Consider the following 24788-nt stretch of genomic DNA (forward strand, 5'->3'; position numbering starts at 1 on the left):
CCACCAGCGTGGGCCCGCTGCGGTGGGTTCATGTTCACTCCGTGAACACGGCGCGTCGGATTGCCATTTCAGTCGTATACGTCACGGCGACTTTATGACCTACCGTCAAACTGCCCTGAGGAACCGGGATATGCTCCCGTTCGTCTTATGATCTTGCACGTTCGATTCTGAGGATGCCGATGGTTCGACAGGGAACGTCGACGGGAAGTCCACGGCCCCCGGCCGGCCGCCTCTGGCAGCTGCCCGTAGTGGCGACCTTCGCGGCCGCGGCCGCGGCCGTGTTCCTGGTCCCGACTTCGGCCCGCACCCCCGTGGCCCTGATCGGCGTGGTCGCGGTCGCCGCGGTCGCCGCCGCCTGCGCCGAGGTCGTGCGGCGCGGCAGAGTGGCGGCCAGGCTGCGCCGTACCGTCGCCGACCAGGAGGCGACGCTCGCCCGCCAGGCCGCCGAGACCAGCCGTCTCGCCGGTGAGTTGCTGCCCGAGGTGGTGGAGCGGCTCCGCAAGGGCGAGTTCCCCGAGGACGTGCTCGCCTCGATCGACGCCCCGGCCGAGCACCGCGCGGTGCTCCGCTCGGTCGTCGAGGCGGTCAGCGCCGAGGAGGATCTGCGCGAGTCCGCCCAGCGTGCCTTCGTGAACATCGCCCGCCGTGTGCAGGCCATCGTCCACCAGCAGGCGCAGGAGCTGCGCGAGATGGAGGACCGGCACGGCCAGACCCCCAGCGTCTTCGGCGACCTGCTGCGGATCGACCACGGCACGGCCCTGATCGGCCGTCTCGCGGACTCCATCGCGGTGCTCGGCGGCGCCCGTCCGGGCCGTCAGTGGAGCAGGGCGGTGCCGCTGTACAGCGTGATGCGTGGCGCCATGTCGCGGATCCTGGACTACCAGCGGGTGGAGCTGCACTCGGTCTCCGAGGTCGCCGTCGTCGGCACGGCCGTCGAGCCGCTGATCCACGCGCTGTCGGAGCTGCTCGACAACGCCACCCGCTACTCGCCGCCGCAGACCAAGGTCCATCTGACCGCGGTCGACGTGCAGTCCGGGATCGCGATCGAGATCGAGGACGGCGGCGTCAGCATGAGCGAGGAGGCCCGTCTGCGGGCCGAGCGAATGCTCCGGCAGGCGCAGCAGGGCATCGATGTCAACGACCTCGGCGAGACCCCCCGGCTGGGCCTCGCGGTGGTCGGCCGGCTGTCGCAGGCGTACGGCTTCCAGGTCTCGCTGCGCTCGTCGGCGTACGGCGGCGTGCGGGCCGTGCTGGTCGTACCGCAGGACCTGATCACCACGGTCTCCTCGGCGACCGGCCTGGCGCACGGCATCGGCACCGCCTCGGGTCCCCGCGCCGCCGGTTCGGAGACCCACGAGCGGCTGCCGAGGCCGGTCACGGGCCCGACGGCCCCGGCGGCGGGCCCGGCCGACGACGACGTGCCGGAGGTGACCGAGCGGACCCCGACCGGTCTGCCGCAGCGGCGCCGCAAGGCCCGCGCGGTCGCGCCCGCCGCACCGGCCGCGACCGTCACTCCGACCGCGCAGGCCGCACCCGAGACCGGCGAGGCGGACTCCGCGACCGCCGCCGGGACGGCGTCCGCACCGGCGGTGCAGCCCGGGATGTGGCTGGCCGCGTTCCAGAGTGGCCTGTCCGGTGACACCACCCAGCCAAGCAAGGGGAACAAGCAGCCATGATTCAGCGGCAGTCCAACCAGACCAACATGGACTGGATGCTCAAGGACCTCGCGGAGGGCGTTCCGCAGACCCGTAACGTCGTCGTCCTGTCCGCCGACGGTCTGCGCATGGCCCAGTACGGTGCGGACACCGACACGGCGGACCGGCTGGCCGCCGCCTGCGCGGGGCTGCAGAGCCTGGCGGCCGCGGTGGCCTCCGAACTCCCGCAGGGCGACGGGCGGATGCGGCTGGTCGTCATCGAGATGGACGGCGGCTTCTTCTATCTGATGGCGGCCGGCGAGGGCGCGTACCTCGCGGTGCTGGCCGACGAGGGAGTCGACGCCGGGCTGATGGGCCAGCGGATGCGGGACCTCGTGCTGCGGATCGGCGAGCATCTGAGCACGCCGCCGCGGCACGACGGGCAGACCGCGTGAGCGACGCGGGCGGGGACTGGGAAGAGAGCAGTCCCGAGCGGCTCTACGTCATCACTGGCGGCCGCAGCGGCTCGTCCGCGCCCGCCACGCTCGATCTGGTCACGCTGATCGTGGCCAGATCGGGTCCCGCGCCCGGCATGCAGCCGGAGCACGCGGCGATCATCCGCATCTGCCAGGCCCCGCTGTCGGTGGCCGAGATCTCCGCCTACCTGGGCCTCCCGGTGAGCGTCGTGACCGTGCTGCTCAGCGACCTTCTGGCCCAGGACAAGGTGCTGGCCCGCGCACCGGTCCAGGCCGCCCGTCTCCCCGACCGCGCATTGATTGAGGCAGTGATCGATGGACTTCGAAAGCTCTGAACAGGCCGTCGGGCCGAGGAGCGAGGACGTGCTGCCCGGGACGGCCACGACCGCCGTCAAGGTGGTCGTCGTGGGTGGTTTCGGCGTCGGCAAGACGACACTGGTCGGCTCGGTGAGCGAGATCCGGCCGCTGACGACGGAAGAGACGATGACCCAGGCCGGGGTCGGCGTCGACGACACCCAGGGCGTGGAGCGCAAGACCTCCACGACCGTCGCGATGGACTTCGGCCGCATCAGCATCAACGAGGAGCTGGTGCTGTATCTGTTCGGCACCCCGGGCCAGGAGCGCTTCTGGTTCCTGTGGCGCGGCCTGTTCGAGGGCGCGCTGGGCGCCGTGGTGCTCGTCGACACCCGCCGGCTCGAAGTCAGCTTCGACGTGATCGGCCGGCTCGAGGAGCGCGGCGTGCCCTTCGTGGTCGCCGTCAACACCTTCCCCGACGCGCCCGAGCATCCGCTGGAGGAGCTGCGCGCCGCGCTGGACCTGCCGGCGGCGGTGCCGATCGTGCAGTGCGACGCGCGGCTGCGCGGCTCCAGCCGGGACGTGCTGATGACGCTGATGCGCTATCTCCAGACTCTCGCCACGACGCAGGAGGCGTCATGACCACCCCCAGCCCGACCACCCCCAGTCCGGCCGGCCCCGTCCCCCCGCCGGGCTGCCCCGCCCACGGCATGGCGCCGGAGGCCCTGCGCCGGCTGTACGGCGCGCAGGCGGAGGCGGACCCACGCGCCCTGTACGAGCTGCTGCGCGAGGAGCACGGCCCGGTGGCACCGGTACTGCTGCACGGCGACCTGCCGGCGTGGCTCGTACTGGGGTACCGGGAGATCCTCGAAGTCACCCGCTCCCCCTCCCGGTTCACCCGCGACTCGCGGCACTGGCGGATGTTCGCGGAGGGCAGGGTCACCGCGGACTCGCCGCTGCGCCCCATGGTCGAGTGGCAGCCGAACTGCATCTTCGTGGACGGCGAGGAGCACCGGCGGCTGCGTTCCGCGGTGACGGAGAGCCTGGAGCAGTTCGACCGCCGCGGCATCCGGCGCTTCGTCATCCGGTACACGAACCAGCTGGTCGACTCCTTCGCCGCGGGCGGACAGGCCGATCTGATCGGCCAGTTCGCGGAGAAGCTGCCCATGCTGGTGATGACCCAGCTGCTGGGCATGGCCGAGGAGTACGGGCCCGAGCTGGTCGATGCGGCCCTGGACCTGATGAAGGGCACGGAGACGGCTCTGGCCAGCAACGACTTCGTGGTGGACCAGTTGCGGGACCTGGTCGAGCGCAAGAAGGTGACTCCGGGGCACGATCTCGCGAGCCTGCTGCTGAGCCACCGGGCGGACCTGACCGACGACGAGGTGATGGCGCACCTGCGGCTCGTGCTCGTCGCCGCCAACGAGACCACGGTCAATCTGATCGCCAACAGCCTGCGGATGGTGCTGACCGACCGCCGTTTCCGGGCGTATCTCGCCGGCGGGCACATGACGCTGCCCGACGCTCTGGAGCAGGTGCTCTGGGACGAGCCTCCGCTCTCGACGATCCCCGGCCGATGGGCCATCAGCGACACGGTGCTCGGCGGTCAGCAGATCAAGGCCGGCGACATCCTGATGCTGGGTCTCGAGGCCGGCAACGCCGATCCGGAGATCCGGCCGGACGTGACCGCGCCGCTGCACGGCAATCGCGCCCATCTCTCCTTCTGCAGCGGGCCCCACGAGTGTCCGGGGCAGGAGATCGGCCGCGCGATCGCCGACACCGGCATCGACTCGCTGCTGGCCCGGCTCCCGGACGTGCGGCTCGCCGTCCCGGAGGACGAGCTGCGGTCGCGGGCGGCCTGGCTGTCCAAGCGGCTGGAGGCGCTGCCGGTCGTCTTCACACCGCCCCGCTCGGCGAGCGACGGCGGGAAGCAGCGGGGGACGGACTTCGCCTCCACGCCCGGTCCACTGCCCGACACGGTGCCGACCGTCCCCGCGGTGGCCGAACCCGAGCAGCCGCCCGCACGCCGCCCCGGCGGGACGTGGAGGTCACTCTTCCGTTCCGACCGATAAATAGGCCGACCTGGCCGGTTTTGTCGCGACATCGCCCTGTTGGAACGGCTGGGTCGGCTGAGTACTATGCGCGATAGTTGATCATTCTGAGGTGCAAGTGGCGCGTGTTGCAGACGCGTTGAACCGACGCACCCTGCTTCGAGAGGCAGGCCGCTGTGGAGCCCGAGTTGACTGTTCCGCCGCTCTTCTCTCCCATCCCGCCGGCGATCCACCCACGGCACGCGGACATCGACGTCCAGACGGCGGCCTGGGCGGAAACGTTTCGCATCGGTTCCGAGCAACTGCGCGCCAAACTGGTCACGCAGGACATAGGCACCTTCTCCGCCCGAATACTTCCCGAGGGCCGCGAGGAGGTCGTCTCCCTCCTCGCCGACTTCGTCCTCTGGCTCTTCGGCGTCGACGACGGCCACTGCGAGGAGGGCGAACTGGGCCACCGCCCGGGCGACCTGGCGGGCCTGCTCCACCGCCTGATCCGGGTGGCGCAGAACCCCGAGGCGCCGATGCTGGAGGACGACCCGCTGGCCGCCGGCCTGCGGGACCTGCGCCTCCGGGTGGACCGCTACGCGACGGCCGGCCAGACGGCCCGCTGGGTGGACGCCCTGCGCGAGTACTTCTTCTCCGTCGTGTGGGAGGCCGCGCACCGGCGCGCGGGCAGCGTCCCCGACCTCAACGACTACACCCTGATGCGCCTCTACGACGGTGCCACCTCAGTGGTGCTTCCCATGCTGGAAATGGGGCACGGCTACGAGCTCCAGCCCCATGAGCGCGACCGCACGGCGGTGCGCGCCGTGGCCGAGATGGCGTCCTTCGTCATCACCTGGGACAACGACATCCTCTCCCACCACAAGGAGCGGAGAGGGTCGGGCTACTACCTCAACGCGCTGCGGGTGCTCGAGCAGGGGCACGGCATCACTCCCACCCGGGCGCTGGAGCTGGCGATCTCCCAACGGGACCGGGTGATGTGCCTGTTCGAAAGAGTGAGCGAGCACCTGGCCGACCACGGCAGCCCCCAGCTCCGGCAGTACCTCCACAGCCTGCGCTGCTTCATCCGCGGCGCCCAGGACTGGGGCATCAGCTCCGTGCGGTACACCACCCCGGAAGACCCGGCGAACATGCCGTCCGTGTTCACCGACATCCCGACCGACGACAGCGAAGAACCGCTGGACATCCCCGCGATCGCCTGGTGGTGGGACCTTCCCGCCGCAGCACCAGCGCCGGTCCGCCACCCGGTGCCTGCCGGGCACTCCGCCTGAAGCAAAGGATCCCGCGGTGTCTGTTGAGTTGCAGTCGGTCCCACGCGCCCCCGGGGGCCTGCCGCTTCTGGGCCACGCCCTGAAGCTGTGGCGCGACCCGCTCGGCTTTCTGACGTCCCTGCGACATGAGGGAGAACTGGTCCGGGTCGACCTGGGCACCATGCCCGTGTACGTCGCCACGAGCGCCCGGATGGTGCACGAGGTGACCGTGAAGCACGCCCGCAGCTTCGAGAAGGGCCGGCTCTTCGACCGTGTGCGGCCCCTCGTCGGCAACGGCCTGGCGAACTCGAACGGTGAGACCCACCGCAAGCACCGGCGCCTGATGCAGCCGACGTTCCACCACGAGCGCATCGGCGGCTACGCGGAGATCATGAGCAGCCGCGCCATGGCTCTCGCCGAATCCTGGTCGCCCGGCCAGGAGATCGCCGTCGACCAGGTGATGGTCGACTACGCCATCGAGACACTGGCGGCGACGATGTTCTCGCAGGACATCGGCAAGCCGGCGGTGGAGTCGGTGCGCCGGAACCTGCCCGTCGTCCTGAAGTACATGCTGATACGAGCGGCTTCGCCCAAACTCCTGGACCGGCTGCCGATCCGGGCCAACCGCGAGTTCGGCATCGCTTCGGCGAGCATGAGCCAGGTCATCGACGAGGTCATCGCCCGCACCCGTGAGTCCGGCCGGACCGACCGGCCCGACCTGCTGTCGGTGCTGCTCGCCGCGCGGGACGCGGAGACCGGCGAGGGCCTGACGAACACAGAGGTCCGGGACGAGCTCCGTACGATCCTCTTCGCCGGCACGGAGACGACCGCCTCGACCCTGGCCTGGGCCTTCCACGAACTGGCCGGCAATCCCGAGGCGGAGAAGCAGCTCGTCGCGGAGATCGACGAGGTCGTCGGCGACAGGCCGGTGACCCTCCAGGACATCCCGCGGCTGCCCGGTGTCAGGCGGGTCCTCGACGAAACGATTCGGCTGTACGGCGTCACCCTGCTGATGCGCCGTACGACCGCGGAGGTCGAGGTCGGCGGCCACGCCCTGCCCGCCGGGGCCGAGGTCGCCTTCAGCCTCTACGCGATGCACCGCGACCCGGAGCTGTACGACGAACCGGACCGCTTCGCCCCGGACCGCTTCCTGCCGGAGCGGTGGGCGGGACGGGGGCGGGAGGAGTACGTTCCGTTCGGCGCGGGAAACAGGAAGTGCATCGGGGACGCCTTCGCCTGGACGGAGGCGACCATCGTTCTCGCCACGGTCCTGCGCCGCTGGAGGCTGCGCCCCGTGCCCGGCCACACGCCGCGTGCGGCGTCTTCGGCGATGCCCCACCCGGACTGGGTGCCGATGCGAGTGCTGCCCCGGGACTCCTGACCGCCCGCCGCGCCCCGCACCGCGGCATCACCCCGCCCGCTCCGCCGCCTCCTCCCGCAGGGCGGCCAGCACCCTGGAGACTCCGGGAGCCGACTCCGAGCCGCGCCGGACCGCCGCCAGCACATGGCGGCGGGGCCGGTCGGCCCCCAGGGCGCACATCACCACTCCGGAGCGCCGCTCGGCCGCCATCCGGGGCACCAGCGCCACCCCCATCCCGGCCTCCACCATCGCCAGGATCGCCGCCCAGCCCGCGGCGGAGTGCGCCTGCTCGGGCACGAAACCGGCCGCTTCGCAGGCCGTGCGGGTGATCTCGGACCACGGCCCGCTGCCGCCGAAGATCCACGGCTCGCCGGACAGGTCGGCCAGCCGCAACTCCGGGGAGCGGGCCAGCCGGTGACCGGCGGGCAGCGCCACGTCCAGCGGGTCGGCCAGCAGCGGCACCAGGGCGAACCGCGGATCGCGGGCCGTCGGGGCGTGCGCGGCGAGCGACAGGGCCAGGTCCACCCGGCCCGACGCCAGCAGTTCGTACGCCTCCGCGGCCTCCGCCTCCCGGATGCGGACGTCGAGCCCCGGGTGGCCCTCCCGCAGCCGCCGCAGGGCCGGTACGACGAGCGCGGGCACGGCCGTCGAGAACGCCCCGACCCGCACCAGGCCGGTCTCCCCGCCGACGTACTGCGCCAGTTCGGCCTCGGCGCGCTCCAGTTGGGCGAACACGGCCTCCGCGTGCCGCAGCACCAGATGCGCCGCGTCCGTGAGCCGCACCCGCCGTCCATGGGACTCCAGCAGCGGCACGCCGAGCTGCCTGGCCAGGTTGGAGAGCTGCTGGGAGACGGCCGACGGGGTCATCAGCAGCGCCTCGGCCGCTGCCGTCACGGTCCCGTGCTCGCCGAGCGCACGCAGGATCCGGAGCTTCTTGATGTCCCAGTCGGTCATGCGCCGCACGCTATCCGGCCGGCCCCCCGCGCGGCGTCGGCAGGTCCCCGCCCCGCTGGACCGACGCCAGGGCCACCCCGCCCAGGATCAGCGCCATGCACCCGACCTGGACGGCGCCCGTCGTCTCGCCCAGCAGCGCGTAGGAGAGCAGCGCGACACAGACGGGCTGCAGGTAGTACACGATGCCCGCCCTGGCCGCGCCGATCAGGGCGATCGCCCTGTTCCAGGCGAAGAACGCGAGCGCCGAGGAGAACACGCCGACGTACACCAGCGGTCCGACGGTGCCGGCCGTCGCCGGGAAGCCGCCCTGCACGGCCACGCTCACCAGCTGCGCGGGCAGCAGCATCAATGCCCCGAGCAGGAACGTGGTGAACAGCAGGACCGGTCCCCCGAGTCCGGCCGGGCGGCGGCGCAGCAGCGCGCTGTACGAGGCGAAGCTGAGGGCGGCGCCGAACATCCACAGGTCGCCGGGGGCGAAGTCGACCGTCGGCGAGCCGTCGCCGACGAGGAGCAGGACGCCACAGCAGGCGACGGCCGTTCCGAACGTACGGCGCATCCCGAGCCGGGCGCCGCCCAGGCGCTCGTACGCCGCCATCACGACGGGCGAGGCGGCCATGATCATGCCCATGTTGCCCGCGGAGGTGGTGAGGCCGGCCTGGTTGACGAGGGTGTTGTAGACGGTGACGCCGAGGAGGGAGGCGACGGCCAGAAAGCCGAGATGGCGGCGGATCAGTGCCCGCTGCCGCCAGGTCTGCCGCAGGGCGAAGGGGGCGACGGCGGCGATCGCGACGATCCAGCGCCAGAACGCCGCCTGCACCGGCGGCACCGAGTCGTGCAGCGCACGGGAGGTGACGAAGCTCCCCGACCAGACGACGGTCGCGACGGCGGCGAGCAGCAGCCCCGGTCCCACGGCGCCGCGCGCCCAGCGTGCCGTCCCTCTCTCCTCGGTCGGATCCGCGTCTCGCGCCTTCGTCGTCACGGCCATCCTGTGTCTCCTCCGCCCTCAGTGGGCCTCGTCGGCAGTCGGATCAACCGTCACACGGGAGGAATCATCAGGTCCATCGAATGTTTTCGACGGATCTTTGAAGGAGAACTGAACGGTACGCCCGTCGGCGGCGCTCGGCAGGCATGACAAAGGCGCCCCGGGTGCGATGTGCACCCCGGGCGCCCTCAGGACGGGTCAGTCCTGTGTCAGCTCTGCTTCTTGGACTTGTCGAGCACCATCACCAGACCGGCGATCAGCACGAAGAGGGCGATCGGCGCCACCACGTACAGGCCGAGAGTCTCGGCCACGCTCAGGCCGGGACCCGGGTCGTCGCCGTCGTCCGGGGTGAGCGCGAGGGCCGGGGACGACATGAGCAGCATCATCAGCGTCGTACCGGCCGCGACGGCGCCGGCGCGCAAGGCGTTCTTCTTGTCCACGGTCCCCAACGTAGCGAACGGCTATGACAGCCGCGCGTCCGGGGGTGCCGTACGGGAGGTGAAGACCTCCAGCAGGCGGTGCAGCCGCGGCGAGGCGGCCAGCTCCTCCAGACTCGTCGGGCGTCCCTCGGCGTCGGACACGGGCAGCCGCCAGTTCGGGTACTGGTCCCAGGTGCCCGGCAGGTTCTGCGGGCGGCGGTCACCCACGGCGTCCGGCAGCCAGATGCCGACCATCCGGGCCGGGGTGCGCAGCAGGTAGCGGTACACGGCCCGGATCGCGCCCTCCTCGTCGTCCGGGCCCTCGGGGAGCAGGCCGAGGCCGCCGAGCAGGCCCAGCCACTCGGTCACGTCGGCCGCGTCCTCGGTGCGCTCCTCCTCCAGGGGGCGGGCCAGCAGGCCGAGCCGGTGGCGCAGCTCCACATGGCCGCCGGTCAGCCGGGCCGCCGTGGAGGGCAGGTCGTGCGTGGTGGCGGTGGCGACGCAGCCCTCGCGCCACTTCCCGGGCGGCAGCGGGCGCCCGTCGCGGTCCCAGTCCCGTTCGAACCAGAGCACGGAGGTGCCGAGCACGCCCCGCCGGGAGAGGGCCTCCCGTACGCCGGGCTCCACGGTGCCCAGGTCCTCGCCCACGACGACGGCGCCGGCGCGGTGCGCCTCCAGGACGAGCACCGCGAGCATCGCCTCCGCGTCGTACCGGACGTAGGCGCCCTCGGTGGGCGGGCTGCCGGCCGGCACCCACCAGAGCCGGAACAGGCCCATCACGTGGTCGATGCGCAGCGCGCCCGCGTTCCGCAGGATGCCTCGCAGCAGGCCCCGGTACGGGGCGAAGCCCGACGCGGCCAGAGCGTCGGGCCGCCAGGGCGGCAGGCCCCAGTCCTGGCCGTGGGCGTTGAACGCGTCGGGCGGGGCGCCCACCGACATCCCCGCGGCGAACGCGTCCTGCTGCGCCCAGGCGTCGGCGCCGCCGGGGTGCACCCCGACCGCGAGGTCGTGGACGATCCCGATCTCCATGCCGGCCCCGCTCGCCGCGCGGCCGGCGGCGGCGAGCTGCTCGTCGGTCAGCCAGACCAGCCGGCTGTGGAAGTCGACCCGGTCGGTCAGCTCGGTCCTGGCCGCGGCGGTGAGCGGTGAGCGGGGGTCGCGCAGCGCGGCCGGCCAGTCGTGCCACTGGGGGCCGTGCACCTCGGCGAGCGCGCACCAGGTGGCGTGGTCCTCCAGCGCCCGGCCCTGTTCGGCGAGGAAGGCGCAGTAGGCGGCGTGACGCCCGGGCCCGAGGGGGACGCGGTGCAGGATCTCCAGCGCCTCCCGCTTGAGCTCCCAGACGGCGTCCCGGTCGATCAACGCCCCCTTGGCGAGCACCGACTCACGCAGCTCGGCCGCCTTGTCGCGCAGCTCCTCCAGACGCTGCCGGGCCGCCGGGTCCGCGTACACGTACTCGGGGACGTCCTCGACGCGCAGATGGACGGGGTCGGGGAAGCGCCGGGAGGAAGGGCGGTACGGGGACGGATCGGTGGGGGCGCCCGGCACTCCCGCGTGCAACGGATTCACCTGGACGAAGGACGCGCCGAGGGAGCGCCCGGACCAGGCGGCGAGCTCCGCGAGGTCGGCGAGATCGCCCATGCCCCAGGAGCGGGCGGTCAGGAGCGAGTAGAGCTGCACCAGGAAGCCGTGCGAACGCCCTTCCGGGACCGGCGCGCGGTCCGGGGCGACGACGAGGGTGACGGAGGCGGAGCGCCCGTCCGGCGCCTCGGCGTGCAACCGGTGCACACCCAGCGGCAGTTGCCGCCACGGCGCGGTGCCCGCGCCGTCACCGGGCCCGGCTCCTCGCGCGGTCCGGTCCTGGCCGGCCGGGGCGGCGGCACCCGGTGGAGAAGGGGTCGTCGCGGCCGTCCGGTCCCGTCCGGCCGGTGGACGGGCCGGGGCCGTGTCCGAGGGCGCGGGAGCCGTGTCCGGGGATGTGAGGGCCGTCCAGTCGAGTTCCTGGCCCGACTCCATGGTCAGACGGAGCCTGGTGCCGGCGGGAAGGCCGGTCAGGGCCGGCGGGATCGCCGGCCGTCCGCCGTCGGGGCCCCGCCATACGACCACCGTCGGCGGCAGCAGCCGCTCCGCGGCGGCCCGCTCGGCGCGCTCCAGCGCGGCGCGTACCGCCTCCGGCGTGGACGCGTCGATGTCCAGCGCGGCGAGAACGGCCACGACGGTGGCATCCGGGACTGCGGCGGTGACGCCCCTGGCGGGCGAGAACGCGGTGGCGACTCCGTGCAGCTCGGCAAGCCGGGCAAGGCCCATGCGGACTCCTTAGGCCCCTGGCGACTCCGCACCGCCTGCCGTTCCGTGGGCGGTCGGCTCACTCGTGAGGGGCGCGATGTCGGCGAGCGGGGGCTCGCTGGTGAGAGGGGCGGCGTGAGCGAGCGGCGGCTCGCTCGTGAGAGGGACGTCATAGGCGAGCGACGGCTCGCTGGTGAGCGGCACCTCGTGGTCGAGCGGGCAGGCGCTCGGTGCCGGTTTCGACGGGCCAGGAAGCTGTCCCGGAACCTGTTTGGACAGGGCGGAGAGCAGCAGGTGCGCGGATGCGGCCACGGTAATCACTCCAAGCAGACATGAGAGGTCACAGCAGCCCTACCCAGCGGGCGGAACCGCAGACGTACCCGATCGGCCGACGTGTTCCGTGTCACATTCCGCTCCCCGTCCGGCAGTTGTCTCCGATCATTCACCACATCCGGCAAAACGCCCACAACGGCCACGCGCATTGACACTCCGACGGTGGTGGTGGTGGGCTCGGGCCGACCGGAACGGCAGTGGCGCGACGAGGGGAGAGAGCCGTGCGGCTCGGGGCCAGGAGACGTACAGCGGCAGCCGTCGCCGTGGCCGTCATCGGCGGCCTGCTCGGCGGGGCGGGAGCGGCACACGGCGCGACCCTCCAGCCGCAGGAGCCCGGCTCCCCCGCAGGCGCCGCGCAGGACCCTCAGGGCTCCGCCGCGCCCCCGGCGGTGTGGCCGCGTCCGCAGTCGCTGCGCGCCCAGGGAGAGGCGGTACGGCTCGGCGACGAGGTGACCGTCGCCGCCGGACCCTCCGCCGACCCGTACGCGGCCGCGCTGCTGACGGAGCTGCTGCACGCCGCGGGCGTGCGGACCGTGCACACCGCGCTGCCGGGACGCGGCCCCGTGGTGCACCTCGGCGGCGGCGAGGCCGCGTCGGCGCTGCGCGCCCTGCGCGCGCCGGAGCGCGCCGACCTTCCCTCCGGCGGCTACCGGCTCGCCGTCGGCCGCGTCGCGGGCCGCGACACCGTCGCCCTCGACGGCGTCGGGGACGACGGCCTCTTCCACGGGGTGCAGACCCTGCGCCAGCTCATCGACCGGGGGACCGTCGCGGGCGTCGTCGTCCGCGACTGGCCCGGGACCGCCGTGCGCGGCACCACGGAGGGGTTCTACGGCCAGCCCTGGAACCGCGAACAGCGACTGTCGCAGCTCGACTTCATGGGCCGCACCAAGCAGAACCGCTATCTCTACGCCCCCGGCGACGACCCGTTCCGGCAGGCCCGCTGGCGCGACCCGTATCCGGCGGCCCAGCGGACCGAGTTCCGCGAACTGGCCGAACGGGCGCGCCGCAACCACGTCACCCTCGCCTGGGCCGTCGCGCCCGCGCAGTCGATGTGCCTGGCCGACGACGCGGACATGAAGGCGCTCACCCGGAAGATCGACGCCATGTGGGCGCTCGGTTTCCGCGCCTTCCAGCTGCAGTTCCAGGACGTCAGCTACAGCGAGTGGCACTGCTCCAAGGACGCGGAGACCTTCGGGTCCGGCCCTCGGGCGGCGGCGCGGGCGCACGCGCGGGTCGCGGGCGTGGTGGCACGCCATCTGGCGGAGCGGCACCCGGAGGCGGAGCCGCTGTCGGTGATGCCGACCGAGTTCTACCAGGAGGGCGCCACCGACTACCGGCGCGCGCTCGCCGAGCAGTTGGACGGCGGCGTCAGCGTGGCCTGGACCGGCGTCGGCGTGGTGCCGCGCACCATCACCGGCCGCGAACTGGCGGGCGCGCGGGACGCCTTCGAGCATCCGCTGGTCACCATGGACAACTATCCGGTCAACGACTACGCGCAGGACCGGATATTCCTCGGCCCGTACACCGGCCGGGAGCCCGCCGTGGCCACCGGTTCCGCCGCGCTGCTCGCCAACGCGATGGAGCAGGCCACGGCCTCCCGTATCCCGCTGTTCACCGCCGCCGACTACGCCTGGAACCCGAAGGGTTACCGGCCCGAGCCGTCCTGGCAGGCCGCGCTGGACGACCTGTCCGGCGGCGACGCGGACGTCCGGGAGGCGCTGCACGCCCTCGCGGGCAACGACGCGTCGTCGATCCTGAGCCCCGACGAGGAGTCGGCGTACCTGCGGCCGCTGCTGGACAGGTTCTGGCGCTCCCGTACCGCGTCCGACGCCAAGGAGCGGGACCGTGCCGCGGCCGCCCTGCGCGCCGCCTTCACGGTGATGCGCCAGGCGCCGGACCGGCTGGCGGACACCGCGGACGGCCGGCTGGCGGCGGAAGTACGGCCGTGGCTCGCCCAGTTGGCCCGTTACGGACGCTCCGGCGAGCTGGCGGTCGACATGCTCCAGGCGCAGAGCCGCGGCGACGGCGAGGCCGCGTGGCGCGCCTCGCTGGCCCTGGAGCCGCTGCGCGCCGAGGCCGCCGCCGGCCGGGCCACGGTCGGCAAGGGCGTGCTGGCGCCGTTCCTGGACCGGGCCGTGAAGGAGTCGCAGGCCTGGACGGGCGCCGCCCAGGCGGCGGCCGGCAGGCCCGGAGAGGACGTCGTACGCCTGGAGCGGCCCCGGCCGCTCACCGCCGTCACCGCGATGACCGCGCCCGTCAGCGGCTCCTCCCGGTCCGCCGAGTCGGCGGGCCGGCTGGAGGTGCACGTGCCGGGCGAGGGGTGGCGTTCGCTCGGACCGCTGTCGGCGGGCGGCTGGACGCAGGCCGACGCCGAGGGGCTGCGGGTGGACGCCGTACGCGTCACGGCGGGCGGCGACCCGCCGGCCGTGCGCTCCCTGGTGCCGTGGTTCGCGGACGAACCGGCGGCCGGGCTGGACCTGGTCCGCGAGACGACCGACGCCGAGATCGGCGGCAAGCCGCAGCCCGCCGGGGTCCGGCTGACCGCGCAGCGGCCCGGGGAGGTCCGCGGCGAGCTCACCGCGAAGGCGCCGGCGGGCATCAAGGTCACCCTCCCCGAGCGGACGACGGTGCCGCGGGGGCAGCGCACCACGGTGCCCGTCGAGGTCACCGTGCCCAAGGACACGCCCGCGGGCGAGTACCGGGTGCCGTTCACCTTCGCCGGCCAGGAGCGCACGCTGACCGTGCGCGCCGTCCCGCCGACCGCGGGCGGCGACCTGGCGCGGCAGGCGGGCGCGCGGGCGTCCTCGTCCGGCGACGAGACGCCCGACTTCCCGGCAGCCGCCGCGATCGACGGCGACGCCGGCAGCCGCTGGTCGTCCCCGACCGGCCCGAGCGCCTGGTGGCAGGTCGAACTCCCCCGCCCGGCCCGGGTCGGCCAGGTCCGACTCCACTGGCAGGAGGCGTACGCGACGCGCTACCGGGTCCAGGTCTCCGCCGACGGCAAGGTCTGGCGCACGGCGGCAACGGTCACGGACGGCAGGGGCGGCCGCGAGTCGGTCGGCATGGACGCGAAGGACACGCGGTTCATCCGGATACAGGGGGACGAGCGGGCGACGGAGTTCGGGTACTCGCTGTTCTCGGTCGAGGCGTACGGGGTGGCCCCACCGGCCTGACGTGCGGGGGCTCCGCGCGTCTATCGCCGGGGGCTGGGGTGCCGGTCCTGACGGGCTCGCCCGGTTTCTGGGCCCCGCGCGTCTGTCGTCGGCGAGGCTGGAACTTGCCGGTCACATCGGGGCTCCGCCCCGAACCCCGCGCCTCAAACGCCGGCGAGGTTGGGGGCGCCTGCCCTGGCCGGGCTCGCCCCGTTCCCGGTCCCCACGCCTCAATCGCCGGCGAGGCTGACGTTGCCCGTCCTGACGGACACGCCCGGCCACCGGCCGCCCGCCTCAGACGCCGGGGGCTTGGGCACCCGTCCTGACGGGGCCCCTGGGTCCAGACTCCGGCCGCTCAACACCGGCGGGGCTGGGTACCCGTCCTGGCCGGCTCCCCGGGCCGGCGCAGCCGGCTGTGCGGAGCGAAAGCCGGCCCGGCCGGCGGGCTGTTTGCCGCGCAGCGGCATTGTCAGCCCGGCCTGGGGCACCACCCACGGCCGCCAGGCCGTAGGGGGAGATTGAGGCCACCGCGCGGAGCGCGGACCGGACCCGGTCGCCCACCGACGCACCCCGGTTGGACTCCGCCGCCCGGCGGGCCCGTCACGCCGAGATGCCGTCGATGCGGGTGATCGCGTCGTCCGCCCCGTACGGCTGGAGGTACGGCAGCCACCGCGGGTCCCGGTGCCCCGTGCCGATGATGCGCCAGGCGAGCCCGCTCGGCGGGGCCGGCTGGTGGCGCAGGCGCCAGCCGAGTTCCCGCAGGTGACGGTCGGCCTTGACGTGGTTGCAGCGGCGGCACGCGGCGACCACGTTGTCCCAGGCGTGCTGCCCTCCGCGGCTGCGCGGGACTACGTGGTCGACGCTGGTTGCGATGCCACCGCAGTACATACAGCGCCCGCCGTCGCGGGCGAAGAGCGCTTTGCGGGTAAGAGGAACGGGCCCCCGATAGGGGACCCGCACGAAACGTTTGAGTCGCACGACGCTGGGCGCGGCGATGACGCGGGTCTCACTATGCAGGAAGGCGCCGGACTCCTCGAGGCAGAGAGCCTTGTTCTCCAGTACGAGGACGAGCGCGCGGCGGAGCGGTACGACGCCGAGGGGCTCGTACGACGCGTTGAGGACCAGGACGTGCGGCACGGTGGATGCCTCCTTGTACGCCGGCGGCGCGTGGCTCGCGCCGGGACGATCTGCCATCAGTTTCTACTCATCGCCGCTTTCTGCGCCACCACGTATGCGTAACGGGCTCGAGGTGTTTTCCGCCACAAGGGTGACGCGCCCCCTTGAAACCGGCGGTGGTGAGCCGCGTCTCTCGCGTCCGGAAGACGCCGGAGGAGCCCGGATGCCCGGTTAATGTTATTGGTCTGTCACCGCAAGCTGGAGGTTCCTTCCCGTGACCGCCTTCTGGTCCTCCTGGTCGTCCCGTCTGCTGGAGAACGACCCCTCGCCGAGCCCCGTCACCCTCGACGAGGCCGCGAAGCGCGCGGAGAGCGCGGCCGGCTGGGTGGAGGAGAACTGGTCCATCTGGCTGAACACCGGGCTGCGTATCGCGCTGATCCTCGTGGTGGCCCTGGTGCTGCGGATGCTGGTGCGCCGGGCGCTGACGAAGCTGATAGCACGGATGAACCGTTCCGCGCAGGCCGTGGAGGGCACGACGCTCGGGGGTCTGCTGGTCAACGCCGAGCGGCGGCGTCAGCGGTCCGAGGCCATCGGGTCGGTGCTGCGTTCGACCGCCTCGTTCCTGATCCTCGGCACCGCGGGTCTGATGATCCTCGGCGCGTTCGAGATCGATCTGGCGCCGCTGCTGGCCTCCGCGGGTGTGGCGGGTGTCGCGATCGGTTTCGGCGCGCGCAATCTCGTGACCGACTTCCTTTCCGGCGTGTTCATGATCATGGAGGACCAGTACGGCGTCGGGGACTCGATCGACGCCGGTGTCGCATCCGGAGAGGTGATCGAGGTGGGTCTGCGGGTCACCAAGCTGCGGGGCGAGAACGGCGCGATCTGGTACGTGCGCAACGGCGAGATCAAGCGGATCGGCAATCTGAGCCAGGGCTGGGCGACCGCGGCCGTCGACATCACGGTCCATCCCTCCGAGGACCTGGACCGCGTCAAGTCGGTCATCGCCGAGGTCGCGGACGGTCTGGCGAAGGACGAGCCGTGGAACGAGCAGATGTGGGGCCCGCTCGAGACGCTGGGCCTGACCGAGGTGCTGCTGGACTCCATGACGTTCCGGGTCTCCGCGAAGACGATGCCGGGCAAGGCGCTCGGCGTGGAGCGGGAGATCCGGTGGCGGATCAAGCGGGCGTTCGACGAGCGGGGCATCCGTATCGTCGGCGGGCTGCCGCAGCAGGCCGAGGAGTCCCCCGCCGACCCGACCGCCGGGATGGCGGCTCCGTCGGCCTTCGCGTCGGAGCGGTCGCCGCAGTCGATCGCCGCCTCGCCGATAACTCCGCCCGCCAACCTCACGAAGTGAGCCCGGGCCGGCACCGGCCCGCCCGGGCCGCCGCGGTCGGGTCGACCGGTCAGGACGGATGACACCACTCCCCTTGGGTAACGCTTTGGTTGCCCAGGGGGTGTTTGCCATTGACGGGCACCCGACCTGCGGCTTACTTTCGCCCCAGGGAAATAGGAAACTTTCCTAACAGTGCACGAGAGGCCGCTCAGAGAGGCAGGTGCAACCGTCGTGGCCGGAACCACGCCCGGTACCCCCCGCGTACTGCGCGCCATGAACGACCGTGCCGCGCTCGATCTCCTGCTGGAGCACGGCCCGCTCTCCCGGACCAGGATCGGCAAGCTGACCGGGCTGTCCAAGCCGACCGCCTCCCAGCTGCTGGCCCGGCTGGAGGCCGCCGGTCTCGTCGTCGCCACCGGCACCACCGAGGGGCGGCCCGGCCCCAGCGCCCAGCTCTACGCGATCAACGGCCGCGTGGCGCACGCCGCCGGCCTGGACGTCACCCCCGAGCGCATCCGGGCCGCCGTCGCCGACCTGGCAGGGGCGACCGTCGGAGAGTTCGAGCTGCCCACCCCGGGGCGCCGCGCCGACGGCGTCGTACGGCAGGTGACCGACGCGCTCGACGGGGCGGTCAAGGCAGCCGGTCTGACCCGCGCGGACGTGCACCGCCTCGTCATCGGCACGCCCGGCGCCTTCGACCCGTCCACCGGACGGCTGCGGTACGCCTCCCACCTGCCCGGCTGGCACTCCCCCACGCTCCTCGACGAGCTGGCGACCGCTCTGCCGATGCCCGTCGAGTACGAGAACGACGTCAATCTCGCCGCCGTCGCCGAGCAGCGTCTCGGCGCGGCGCACGGCCACGACGACTTCGTCCTGCTGTGGAACGAGGAAGGTCTCGGCGCCGCCGTCGTCATCGGCGGCAGGCTGCACCGCGGCTTCACCGGCGGCGCCGGCGAGGTCGGCTTCCTCCCCGTGCCCGGCACCCCGCTGGTGCGCCAGGTGACCAAGGCGAACAGCGGCGGCTTCCAGGAACTGGCGGGAGCCCAGGTACTCCCCCGGCTGGCCCGCGAGCTGGGTCTCGCCGCGGAGGACGTCGGCTGCGGCGCCCACCCCGAGGTCGCGATCGCGCTGGTGGCCAGGGCCGCGGAGAACGACTCCGGGGCGTACGGGCAGCTGCTCGACGCGTACGCGACAGGTCTCGCGACCGGTCTGGCCTCCATGGTGGCCGTGCTCGACCCGGAGCTGGTGGTGCTGTCCGGCGAGGCCATCGCCGCGGGCGGCGAGCCGCTGCGGGCGCGCGTCCAGGCGGAACTGACCGAGCTGGCCGCGTCCCGGCCGCGGCTCGTGCTCGGGTCCGTACGCCGGCAGCCGGTACTGCGCGGCGCGCTGGAAAGGGCCCTGGCCATCACCCGCGACGAGGTCTTCGACACCTCCCACTGATCCACCGACTCCCCGCGCCCCCACGCCCTCCCCCGCGTTCTGTTTCTCCCCTTCCCCCGACCCGTCCTTGTCACAGGGAGACATCGTCATGCCCAAGAACAGCCGGACCACGGGTGTCGCGCTGGCCGCGACCGCCGCGATATCGCTTCTCGCCACGGCCTGCACGGGATCCACCGACAGCGGTGCCACCGACGATCCGAACGCGCGGACCACGCTCACCTTCTGGCACGGCTGGTCCGCGCCCAGCGAGGTCGAGGCGATCGAGGCGAACATCAGGTCGTTCGAGAAGAAGCACCCGAACATCAAGGTCAAGATCGTCAAGGGCATCACGGACGACAAGCTCAACCAGTCGCTGCGGGCGGGCGGTTCGAACGCGCCGGACGTCGTCTCCTCCTTCGCCACCGACAACCTGGGCCGGTTCTGCACCACGGGCGCGCTCGCCGACCTGAAGCCGTTCCTGGCGAAGTCGGGGATCGACCCGGCGAAGACCTTCCTGCCGCAGATGGCCAAGTACACCGAGCACGAGGGCGACCGGTGCGCGGTGCCGCTGCTGGGTGACGCGTACGGCCTCTACTACAACAAGAAGGCGTTCAAGGAGGCCGGGATCACCGCGCCGCCGAAGACGCTCTCCGAGTTCGACGAGGTCGCCGAGAAGCTCACCAGGACCAAGGGCGCCGGCTACGAGCAGCTCGGATTCATGCCCAACTTCCAGGGCTACGAGACGACGTTCGAGCACTACGCGTCGCAGTTCGGCGTCCAGTACTTCGACGCGCAGGGCAAGTCGAACCTGTCGAAGGACCCGGCCGCGAAGGCCCTGTTCACCTGGCAGAAGAACCTGGCCGACAAGCTCGGCGGGTTCCAGAAGCTGGAGAAGTTCCGCACCGGCCTGGGTGACGAGTGGGGCCCCAAGCACCCCTTCCACACCGGCCAGGTCGCCATGCAGCTCGACGGCGAGTGGCGCGGCAAGATGGCCAGGGACGCCGGTCTGGACTTCGAGATCGGCGCGGCGCCCTTCCCCGTCCCCGACGAGCAGGCCGCCGACTACGGCAAGGGCTATCTGTCCGGCACGATCCTCGGCATCGCCCAGGTCAGCAAGAAGCAGAACGCGGCCTGGGAGCTGGTGAAGTACCTCTCCACCGACACCGACGCGGTCGTCTCCTTCGCCAACGCCATCCACAACGTGCCCTCCACCGTGGCGGCGCTGGAGTCGCCGAAGCTGAACGACGACCCGCTGTACCGCACGTTCGTGGACATCGCCCAGCACCCGGAGAGCGCCCACGCCCCGTCCTCCGTCAACGGCGGCGCGTTCCTGCTGACCGCGCAGGACCTCGGGGTGCGCTACGAGGCCGGCCGGGAGAAGGACCTCGACGCCGGCCTGCGGAAGACCGACGCCCAGGTCGACAAGGACAACGAGCAGGCCCGCTGATGTCAGCCACCGCCGTCCACCCGGCCGTCCGCGCGCTGCGGTCCAAGCGCCGCAGGTCCGCGCTGCGGACGCTCGGGTTCCTCTCTCCCTGGCTGATCGGCTTCACGGTCTTCTTCGCCTACCCGCTGGTCTCGACCGTCTACTTCTCCTTCATGAAGTACGACGGGTTCGCCCAGCCGACGTGGGTGGGCCTCAAGAACTGGTCGTACGTCTTCAACGACTACCCGCATCTCTGGCCGGCGCTGCGCAACACCCTGTGGCTGGTCGCCGTCATGGTGTCGCTGCGGGTCCTGTTCGGCATCGGCATCGGGCTGCTGATCACGAAGATCAAGACAGGGCCGGGGATTTTCAGGACCTTGTTCTACCTGCCGTACCTGGCCCCGCCGGTCGCCGCCACCATGGCGTTCGTCTTCCTGCTCAACCCCGGTACGGGACCGGCGAACACGATCCTGGAGGGGATGGGGCTGCCGGCCCCCGGCTGGTTCAACGACCCGGCCTGGTCCAAGCCGTCCCTGACGATCCTGGCCCTGTGGGGCATCGGCGATCTGATGGTGATCTTCATGGCGGCGCTGCTGGACGTGCCGAAGGAGCAGTACGAGGCGGCGGAGCTGGACGGCGCCAGGGCCTGGCACCGGTTCCGCTACATCACGCTGCCGAACATCTCGCCGATCGTGCTCTTCGCCGTGGTCACCGGAGTGATCGCGACGATGCAGTACTACACGGAACCACTGGTGGCGGCGAAGGTGGCGAGCGGGGTGATCGGCGGCTCCGGGCAGCAGTTCGAGCCCGGGTACCCGGACAAGACGACGCTCACCGTCCCGCAGACCGTCTACAACCTCGGCTTCCAGCGCTTCGACACCGGCGCCGCCTGTGTGGTGGCCCTGGTGCTGTTCGTCCTGGCCATGGCGTTCACGGCTTTCCTGATGCGCCGGCGTTCCGGCTTCATGTCGGCGGAGGACTGACCGATGACCACCATGACACCGAGCCCCGCCCGCACCTCCGTTCCCGCAGCGACCTCCCCCGGCCGCGGGAGCACCGCTGCCCGGCGGGCCGCGCGGCGGCGTGCCGCCCTGGAGTGGATCGCGGTCCACTCGCTGGCGATCGCCGCCGCCCTGTTCTTCCTGTTGCCGTTCGTCTTCGTGTTCCTGACCGCGGTGATGAGCGACGACCAGGCCCTGACCCGGGATCTGTGGCCGCGCACCTGGGAGTGGGAAAACTTCGCCACCGTGTGGAACACCCCGGGGTTCCTCGTCTGGTGGCGCAACACGCTGCTCTACGCGGGGCTCGGCACCGTACTCGCCGTCGGCTCCAGCATCCCCGTGGCGTACGCGCTGGCCAAGTTCCGCTTCCGCGGCCGGAATCTGGCGATGATGCTCGTCATCGCGACGATGATGCTGCCGCCGCAGGTCGTCATCGTGCCGATGTACCTCTTCTGGGCGAAGCAGCTGGACCTCGCGGGCACGCTCTGGCCGCTGATCATCCCGTTCGCCTTCGGCAACGCGTTCACGATCTTCCTGCTGCGCCAGTTCCTGCTGACGATCCCCAAGGAGTACACGGAGGCGGCCAGGATCGACGGCTGCGGCGAGTTCCGCACGATGGTGCGGATCGTGCTGCCGATGGCCAGGCCGGCCATCGCGGCCGTGGCCCTCTTCCACTTCTTCTACTGCTGGAACGACTACTTCGGTCCGCAGATCTACGCCTCGGAGAATCCGGCCGCCTGGACCCTGAGCTACGGCCTGGAGTCCTTCAAGGGAGCCCATCAGACCGACTGGAACCTGACCATGGCCGCCACGGTGATGATCATGGCGCCGGTGATCGTGGTCTTCTTCTTCGCGCAAAAAGCCTTCATCGAAGGCGTCACCCTGACCGGAGTGAAGGGCTAGAAAGGCCAGTTCATGAAGCTCGCTGTCGTAGGGGGCGGTTCCACGTACACCCCCGAACTCATCGACGGTTTCGCGCGGATGCGCGACACCCTGCCGATCGAGGAACTCGTCCTCGTCGACCCCGCGGCCGACCGGCTCGAACTGGTCGGCGGCCTCGCCCGGCGGATCTTCGCCAGACAGAGCCACCCAGGAAAGATCGTCACCACTTCGGACGTCGACGCCGGCGTCGCGGGCGCCGACGCCGTCCTGCTGCAACTGCGTGTGGGCGGGCAGGCCGCCCGTCAGCAGGACGAGACCTGGCCGCTGGAGTGCGGCTGCGTCGGCCAGGAGACCACCGGCGCGGGCGGTCTCGCCAAGGCGCTGCGGACCGTGCCGGTCGTTCTCGACATCGCGGAGCGGGTACGCCGCGCCAACCCCGACGCCTGGATCATCGACTTCACCAACCCGGTGGGCATCGTCACCCGTGCGCTGCTGCGGGCGGGGCACCGGGCCGTCGGGCTGTGCAACGTCGCCATCGGCTTCCAGCGGAAGTTCGCCGCGCTGCTGGAGGTGGCGCCGGCCGAGGTCCATCTCGACCACGTCGGGCTCAACCACCTCACCTGGGAGACCGCCGTCCGGCACGGCGGCCCGGAGGGCGAGGACGTCCTGCCGCGGCTGCTCGCCGACCACGGTGACGCCGTCGCGGGCGATCTGCGGATGCCGCGGGAGCTGATCGAGCGCCTCGGCGTCGTCCCCTCGTACTACCTGCGCTACTTCTACGGCCACGACGAGGTCGTGCGGGAGCTGCGGACCAAGCCGTCACGGGCCGCCGAGGTCGCGGAGATGGAGCGCCGGCTCCTGGAGATGTACGGCGACCCGCAGCTCGACGAGAAGCCGGCGCTGCTCGCCCGGCGGGGTGGCGCCTTCTACTCGGAGGCGGCCGTGGACCTCGCCGCGTCACTGCTCAGCGGTGCGGGCTCCCCGTACCAGGTGGTCAACACGTACAACAACGGCACGCTCGACTTCCTGCCGGACGACGCCGTCATCGAGGTGCAGGCGGCCGTGGGGACGAAGGGCGCGACCCCGCTGCCGGTGGGCGGCCTCGACCCGCTGTACGCCGGGCTGATCGCGAACGTGACCGCCTACGAGGACCTGGCGCTGGAGGCAGCACTGCGCGGTGGGCGCGAGCGGGTCTTCAAGGCGCTGCTGGCGCATCCCCTGGTCGGGCAGTACGAGTACGCCGAGAAGCTGACCGACCGCCTGATCGAGCACAACCGGGAGCACCTCCCGTGGGTATGACCGACTCCTCCGGGGGGAACCGGGAGAGGACCGCGGCGGCCGTCCTCGCCGTCGACGCGGGGAACAGCAAGACCGACGTGGCCTTCGTCGGCGCCGACGGCTCCGTGCTGGCCTCGGCCCGGGGACCGGGCTTCCAGCCGTCGAAGGCCGGTGTCACGGCGGCGCTCGACGCCCTCGCGGCCACGGTCGGCAAGGCCAGGGCCAAGGGCGGGATCACCGGCGCGGTGGAGCATGTCTCCGCGTGTCTCGCCAACGCCGACCTGCCGGTGGAGGAGCGGCAGTTGACCGACGCCCTGCGCGAGCGGGGCTGGGGGCGCACCACCCAGGTCTACAACGACACGTTCGCGATCCTGCGGGCCGGGGTGGACGAGCCGCGGGGCGTGGCCGTCGTGTGCGGCGCGGGCATCAACTGCGTCGGCACTCTGCCCGACGGCCGCACCGCCCGCTTCCCCGCGCTGGGGAAGATCTCCGGGGACTGGGGCGGCGGCGGGGGCCTCGCGGACGAGGCCCTGTGGCACGCGGCGCGGGCCGAGGACGGGCGCGGGCAGCCGACGGCACTGGCCACGGCCCTGCCCGCGCACTTCGGGGTGGACTCGGTGTACGCGCTGATCGAGGCCCTGCATCTGGGCCGTATCCCCGCTGGACGCAGGCACGAAATGGCTCCCGTGCTCTTCGCGGCGAGCGCGGACGGCGATCCGGTGGCCCGGTCGCTGGTCCACCGGCAGGCGGAGGAGGTCGTGGCGATGGCGACCGTCGCCCTGGAGCGGCTCGGACTCCTCGACGAGGAGACGCCGGTGCTGCTCGGCGGCAGCGTGCTGGCCGCCCGCCACCCCGAACTGGACGGGCGCATCCGCGAACTCCTCGCGGTCCGGGCGCCGAAGGCGGTCGCCGAGGTGGTGACGGCAGCGCCGGTGCTGGGGGCAGCGCTGCTGGGACTGGACCGCGTCGGGGCGCCGCCCGAGGCGCGGGCGGCGCTGCGTGAGCACTACGCGTAAGGGATACGTCTCGGGGACACGACGCCGCCTGCGCCCTCCGGGGCAACGGGCGGCGTCGTGCCGTCACGGCTCTCTCCTCACACCGGTGTCCCGCGAGGGAACCGATCAAGGCCGGGAAACGTATTC

At 72.3% G+C, this 24788-nt stretch carries 21 protein-coding genes; 15 read left to right on the forward strand and 6 right to left on the reverse strand.

Annotated features, from left to right (window positions below):
- Window positions 1–179: 179 nt before the first annotated feature.
- The 7 genes from ACWD01_RS01230 to ACWD01_RS01260 all read left to right on the forward strand — a co-directional run bounded on the left by ACWD01_RS01230 (window position 180) and on the right by ACWD01_RS01260 (window position 7089).
- Complete coding sequence (locus tag ACWD01_RS01230; protein ID WP_451156809.1) at window positions 180–1676, forward strand: sensor histidine kinase; 1497 nt, start codon at window positions 180–182, stop codon at window positions 1674–1676.
- Window positions 1673–2089 (forward strand): roadblock/LC7 domain-containing protein, encoded by a 417-nt coding sequence (locus tag ACWD01_RS01235; RefSeq protein ID WP_356889766.1) that lies wholly within the window; start codon window positions 1673–1675, stop codon window positions 2087–2089. Before ACWD01_RS01230 ends, ACWD01_RS01235 begins: the two co-directional genes overlap by 4 nt.
- Window positions 2086–2445, forward strand: a complete 360-nt coding sequence (locus tag ACWD01_RS01240) for a DUF742 domain-containing protein (RefSeq protein WP_451156811.1) — start codon at window positions 2086–2088, stop codon at window positions 2443–2445. Before ACWD01_RS01235 ends, ACWD01_RS01240 begins: the two co-directional genes overlap by 4 nt.
- Window positions 2426–3046 (forward strand): GTP-binding protein, encoded by a 621-nt coding sequence (locus ACWD01_RS01245; RefSeq protein WP_356889762.1) that lies wholly within the window; start codon window positions 2426–2428, stop codon window positions 3044–3046. Before ACWD01_RS01240 ends, ACWD01_RS01245 begins: the two co-directional genes overlap by 20 nt.
- Window positions 3043–4476 (forward strand): cytochrome P450, encoded by a 1434-nt coding sequence (locus ACWD01_RS01250; RefSeq protein WP_451156813.1) that lies wholly within the window; start codon window positions 3043–3045, stop codon window positions 4474–4476. The genes ACWD01_RS01245 and ACWD01_RS01250 overlap by 4 nt, the downstream gene beginning before the upstream one ends.
- A 155-nt stretch (window positions 4477–4631) precedes the next feature.
- Window positions 4632–5729: a selina-4(15),7(11)-diene synthase gene (locus ACWD01_RS01255; RefSeq protein WP_451156815.1), complete on the forward strand. Its 1098-nt coding sequence runs from the start codon at window positions 4632–4634 to the stop codon at window positions 5727–5729.
- A 16-nt stretch (window positions 5730–5745) separates the two neighbouring features.
- Entirely contained in the window at window positions 5746–7089 is a 1344-nt protein-coding gene (locus ACWD01_RS01260) for a cytochrome P450 (RefSeq protein ID WP_451156817.1), read from the forward strand.
- A 27-nt stretch (window positions 7090–7116) separates the two neighbouring features.
- On the opposite strand, the gene ACWD01_RS01265 is transcribed toward ACWD01_RS01260, so the two are convergent.
- From ACWD01_RS01265 to ACWD01_RS01285, 5 genes are all read right to left on the reverse strand, one after another.
- Entirely contained in the window at window positions 7117–8022 is a 906-nt protein-coding gene (locus ACWD01_RS01265; protein WP_451156819.1) for a LysR family transcriptional regulator, read from the reverse strand.
- A 10-nt stretch (window positions 8023–8032) separates the two neighbouring features.
- Window positions 8033–9007 carry a DMT family transporter gene (locus ACWD01_RS01270; protein WP_451156821.1) on the reverse strand — a complete coding sequence of 325 codons (975 nt, stop codon included), beginning with the start codon at window positions 9005–9007 and terminating at the stop codon, window positions 8033–8035.
- A gap of 206 nt (window positions 9008–9213) precedes the next feature.
- Window positions 9214–9444, reverse strand: coding sequence for a hypothetical protein (locus ACWD01_RS01275; protein ID WP_451156823.1), 231 nt, complete (start codon window positions 9442–9444; stop codon window positions 9214–9216).
- Between the two features lie 21 nt (window positions 9445–9465).
- Window positions 9466–11727, reverse strand: a complete 2262-nt coding sequence (gene malQ / locus ACWD01_RS01280) for a 4-alpha-glucanotransferase (RefSeq protein ID WP_451156825.1) — start codon at window positions 11725–11727, stop codon at window positions 9466–9468.
- Between the two features lie 9 nt (window positions 11728–11736).
- Entirely contained in the window at window positions 11737–12018 is a 282-nt protein-coding gene (locus ACWD01_RS01285) for a hypothetical protein (RefSeq protein WP_451156827.1), read from the reverse strand.
- A gap of 242 nt (window positions 12019–12260) precedes the next feature.
- Between ACWD01_RS01285 and ACWD01_RS01290 the strand changes: the two genes are divergently transcribed.
- Complete coding sequence (locus ACWD01_RS01290) at window positions 12261–15212, forward strand: beta-N-acetylglucosaminidase domain-containing protein (RefSeq protein WP_451156829.1); 2952 nt, start codon at window positions 12261–12263, stop codon at window positions 15210–15212.
- Between the two features lie 579 nt (window positions 15213–15791).
- Here the strand turns inward: ACWD01_RS01290 and ACWD01_RS01295 are convergent.
- On the reverse strand, window positions 15792–16328 hold the full coding sequence (locus ACWD01_RS01295; RefSeq protein ID WP_451157343.1) for an HNH endonuclease: 537 nt from the start codon (window positions 16326–16328) through the stop codon (window positions 15792–15794).
- 253 nt (window positions 16329–16581) lie between these two features.
- Between ACWD01_RS01295 and ACWD01_RS01300 the strand changes: the two genes are divergently transcribed.
- The 7 genes from ACWD01_RS01300 to ACWD01_RS01330 all read left to right on the forward strand — a co-directional run bounded on the left by ACWD01_RS01300 (window position 16582) and on the right by ACWD01_RS01330 (window position 24662).
- On the forward strand, window positions 16582–17661 hold the full coding sequence (locus ACWD01_RS01300) for a mechanosensitive ion channel family protein (protein WP_451156831.1): 1080 nt from the start codon (window positions 16582–16584) through the stop codon (window positions 17659–17661).
- A 210-nt stretch (window positions 17662–17871) separates the two neighbouring features.
- The gene (locus ACWD01_RS01305; protein WP_451156833.1) at window positions 17872–19080 is read left to right on the forward strand and encodes an ROK family transcriptional regulator; all 1209 of its coding nucleotides are present in this window, start codon (window positions 17872–17874) and stop codon (window positions 19078–19080) included.
- An 88-nt stretch (window positions 19081–19168) separates the two neighbouring features.
- A complete protein-coding gene (locus tag ACWD01_RS01310) occupies window positions 19169–20506 on the forward strand; it encodes an ABC transporter substrate-binding protein (RefSeq protein ID WP_451156835.1) in 1338 nt (445 codons plus the stop codon).
- Entirely contained in the window at window positions 20506–21468 is a 963-nt protein-coding gene (locus ACWD01_RS01315; RefSeq protein ID WP_451156837.1) for a carbohydrate ABC transporter permease, read from the forward strand. The genes ACWD01_RS01310 and ACWD01_RS01315 overlap by 1 nt, the downstream gene beginning before the upstream one ends.
- A 12-nt stretch (window positions 21469–21480) precedes the next feature.
- Window positions 21481–22389 (forward strand): carbohydrate ABC transporter permease, encoded by a 909-nt coding sequence (locus ACWD01_RS01320; RefSeq protein ID WP_451157345.1) that lies wholly within the window; start codon window positions 21481–21483, stop codon window positions 22387–22389.
- A 12-nt stretch (window positions 22390–22401) separates the two neighbouring features.
- A complete protein-coding gene (locus ACWD01_RS01325) occupies window positions 22402–23667 on the forward strand; it encodes a 6-phospho-beta-glucosidase (protein ID WP_451156839.1) in 1266 nt (421 codons plus the stop codon).
- On the forward strand, window positions 23664–24662 hold the full coding sequence (locus ACWD01_RS01330; protein ID WP_451157347.1) for an N-acetylglucosamine kinase: 999 nt from the start codon (window positions 23664–23666) through the stop codon (window positions 24660–24662). The genes ACWD01_RS01325 and ACWD01_RS01330 overlap by 4 nt, the downstream gene beginning before the upstream one ends.
- Window positions 24663–24788 lie beyond the last annotated feature (126 nt).

The sequence above is a fragment of the Streptomyces sp. NPDC002835 genome (genome assembly GCF_053591995.1).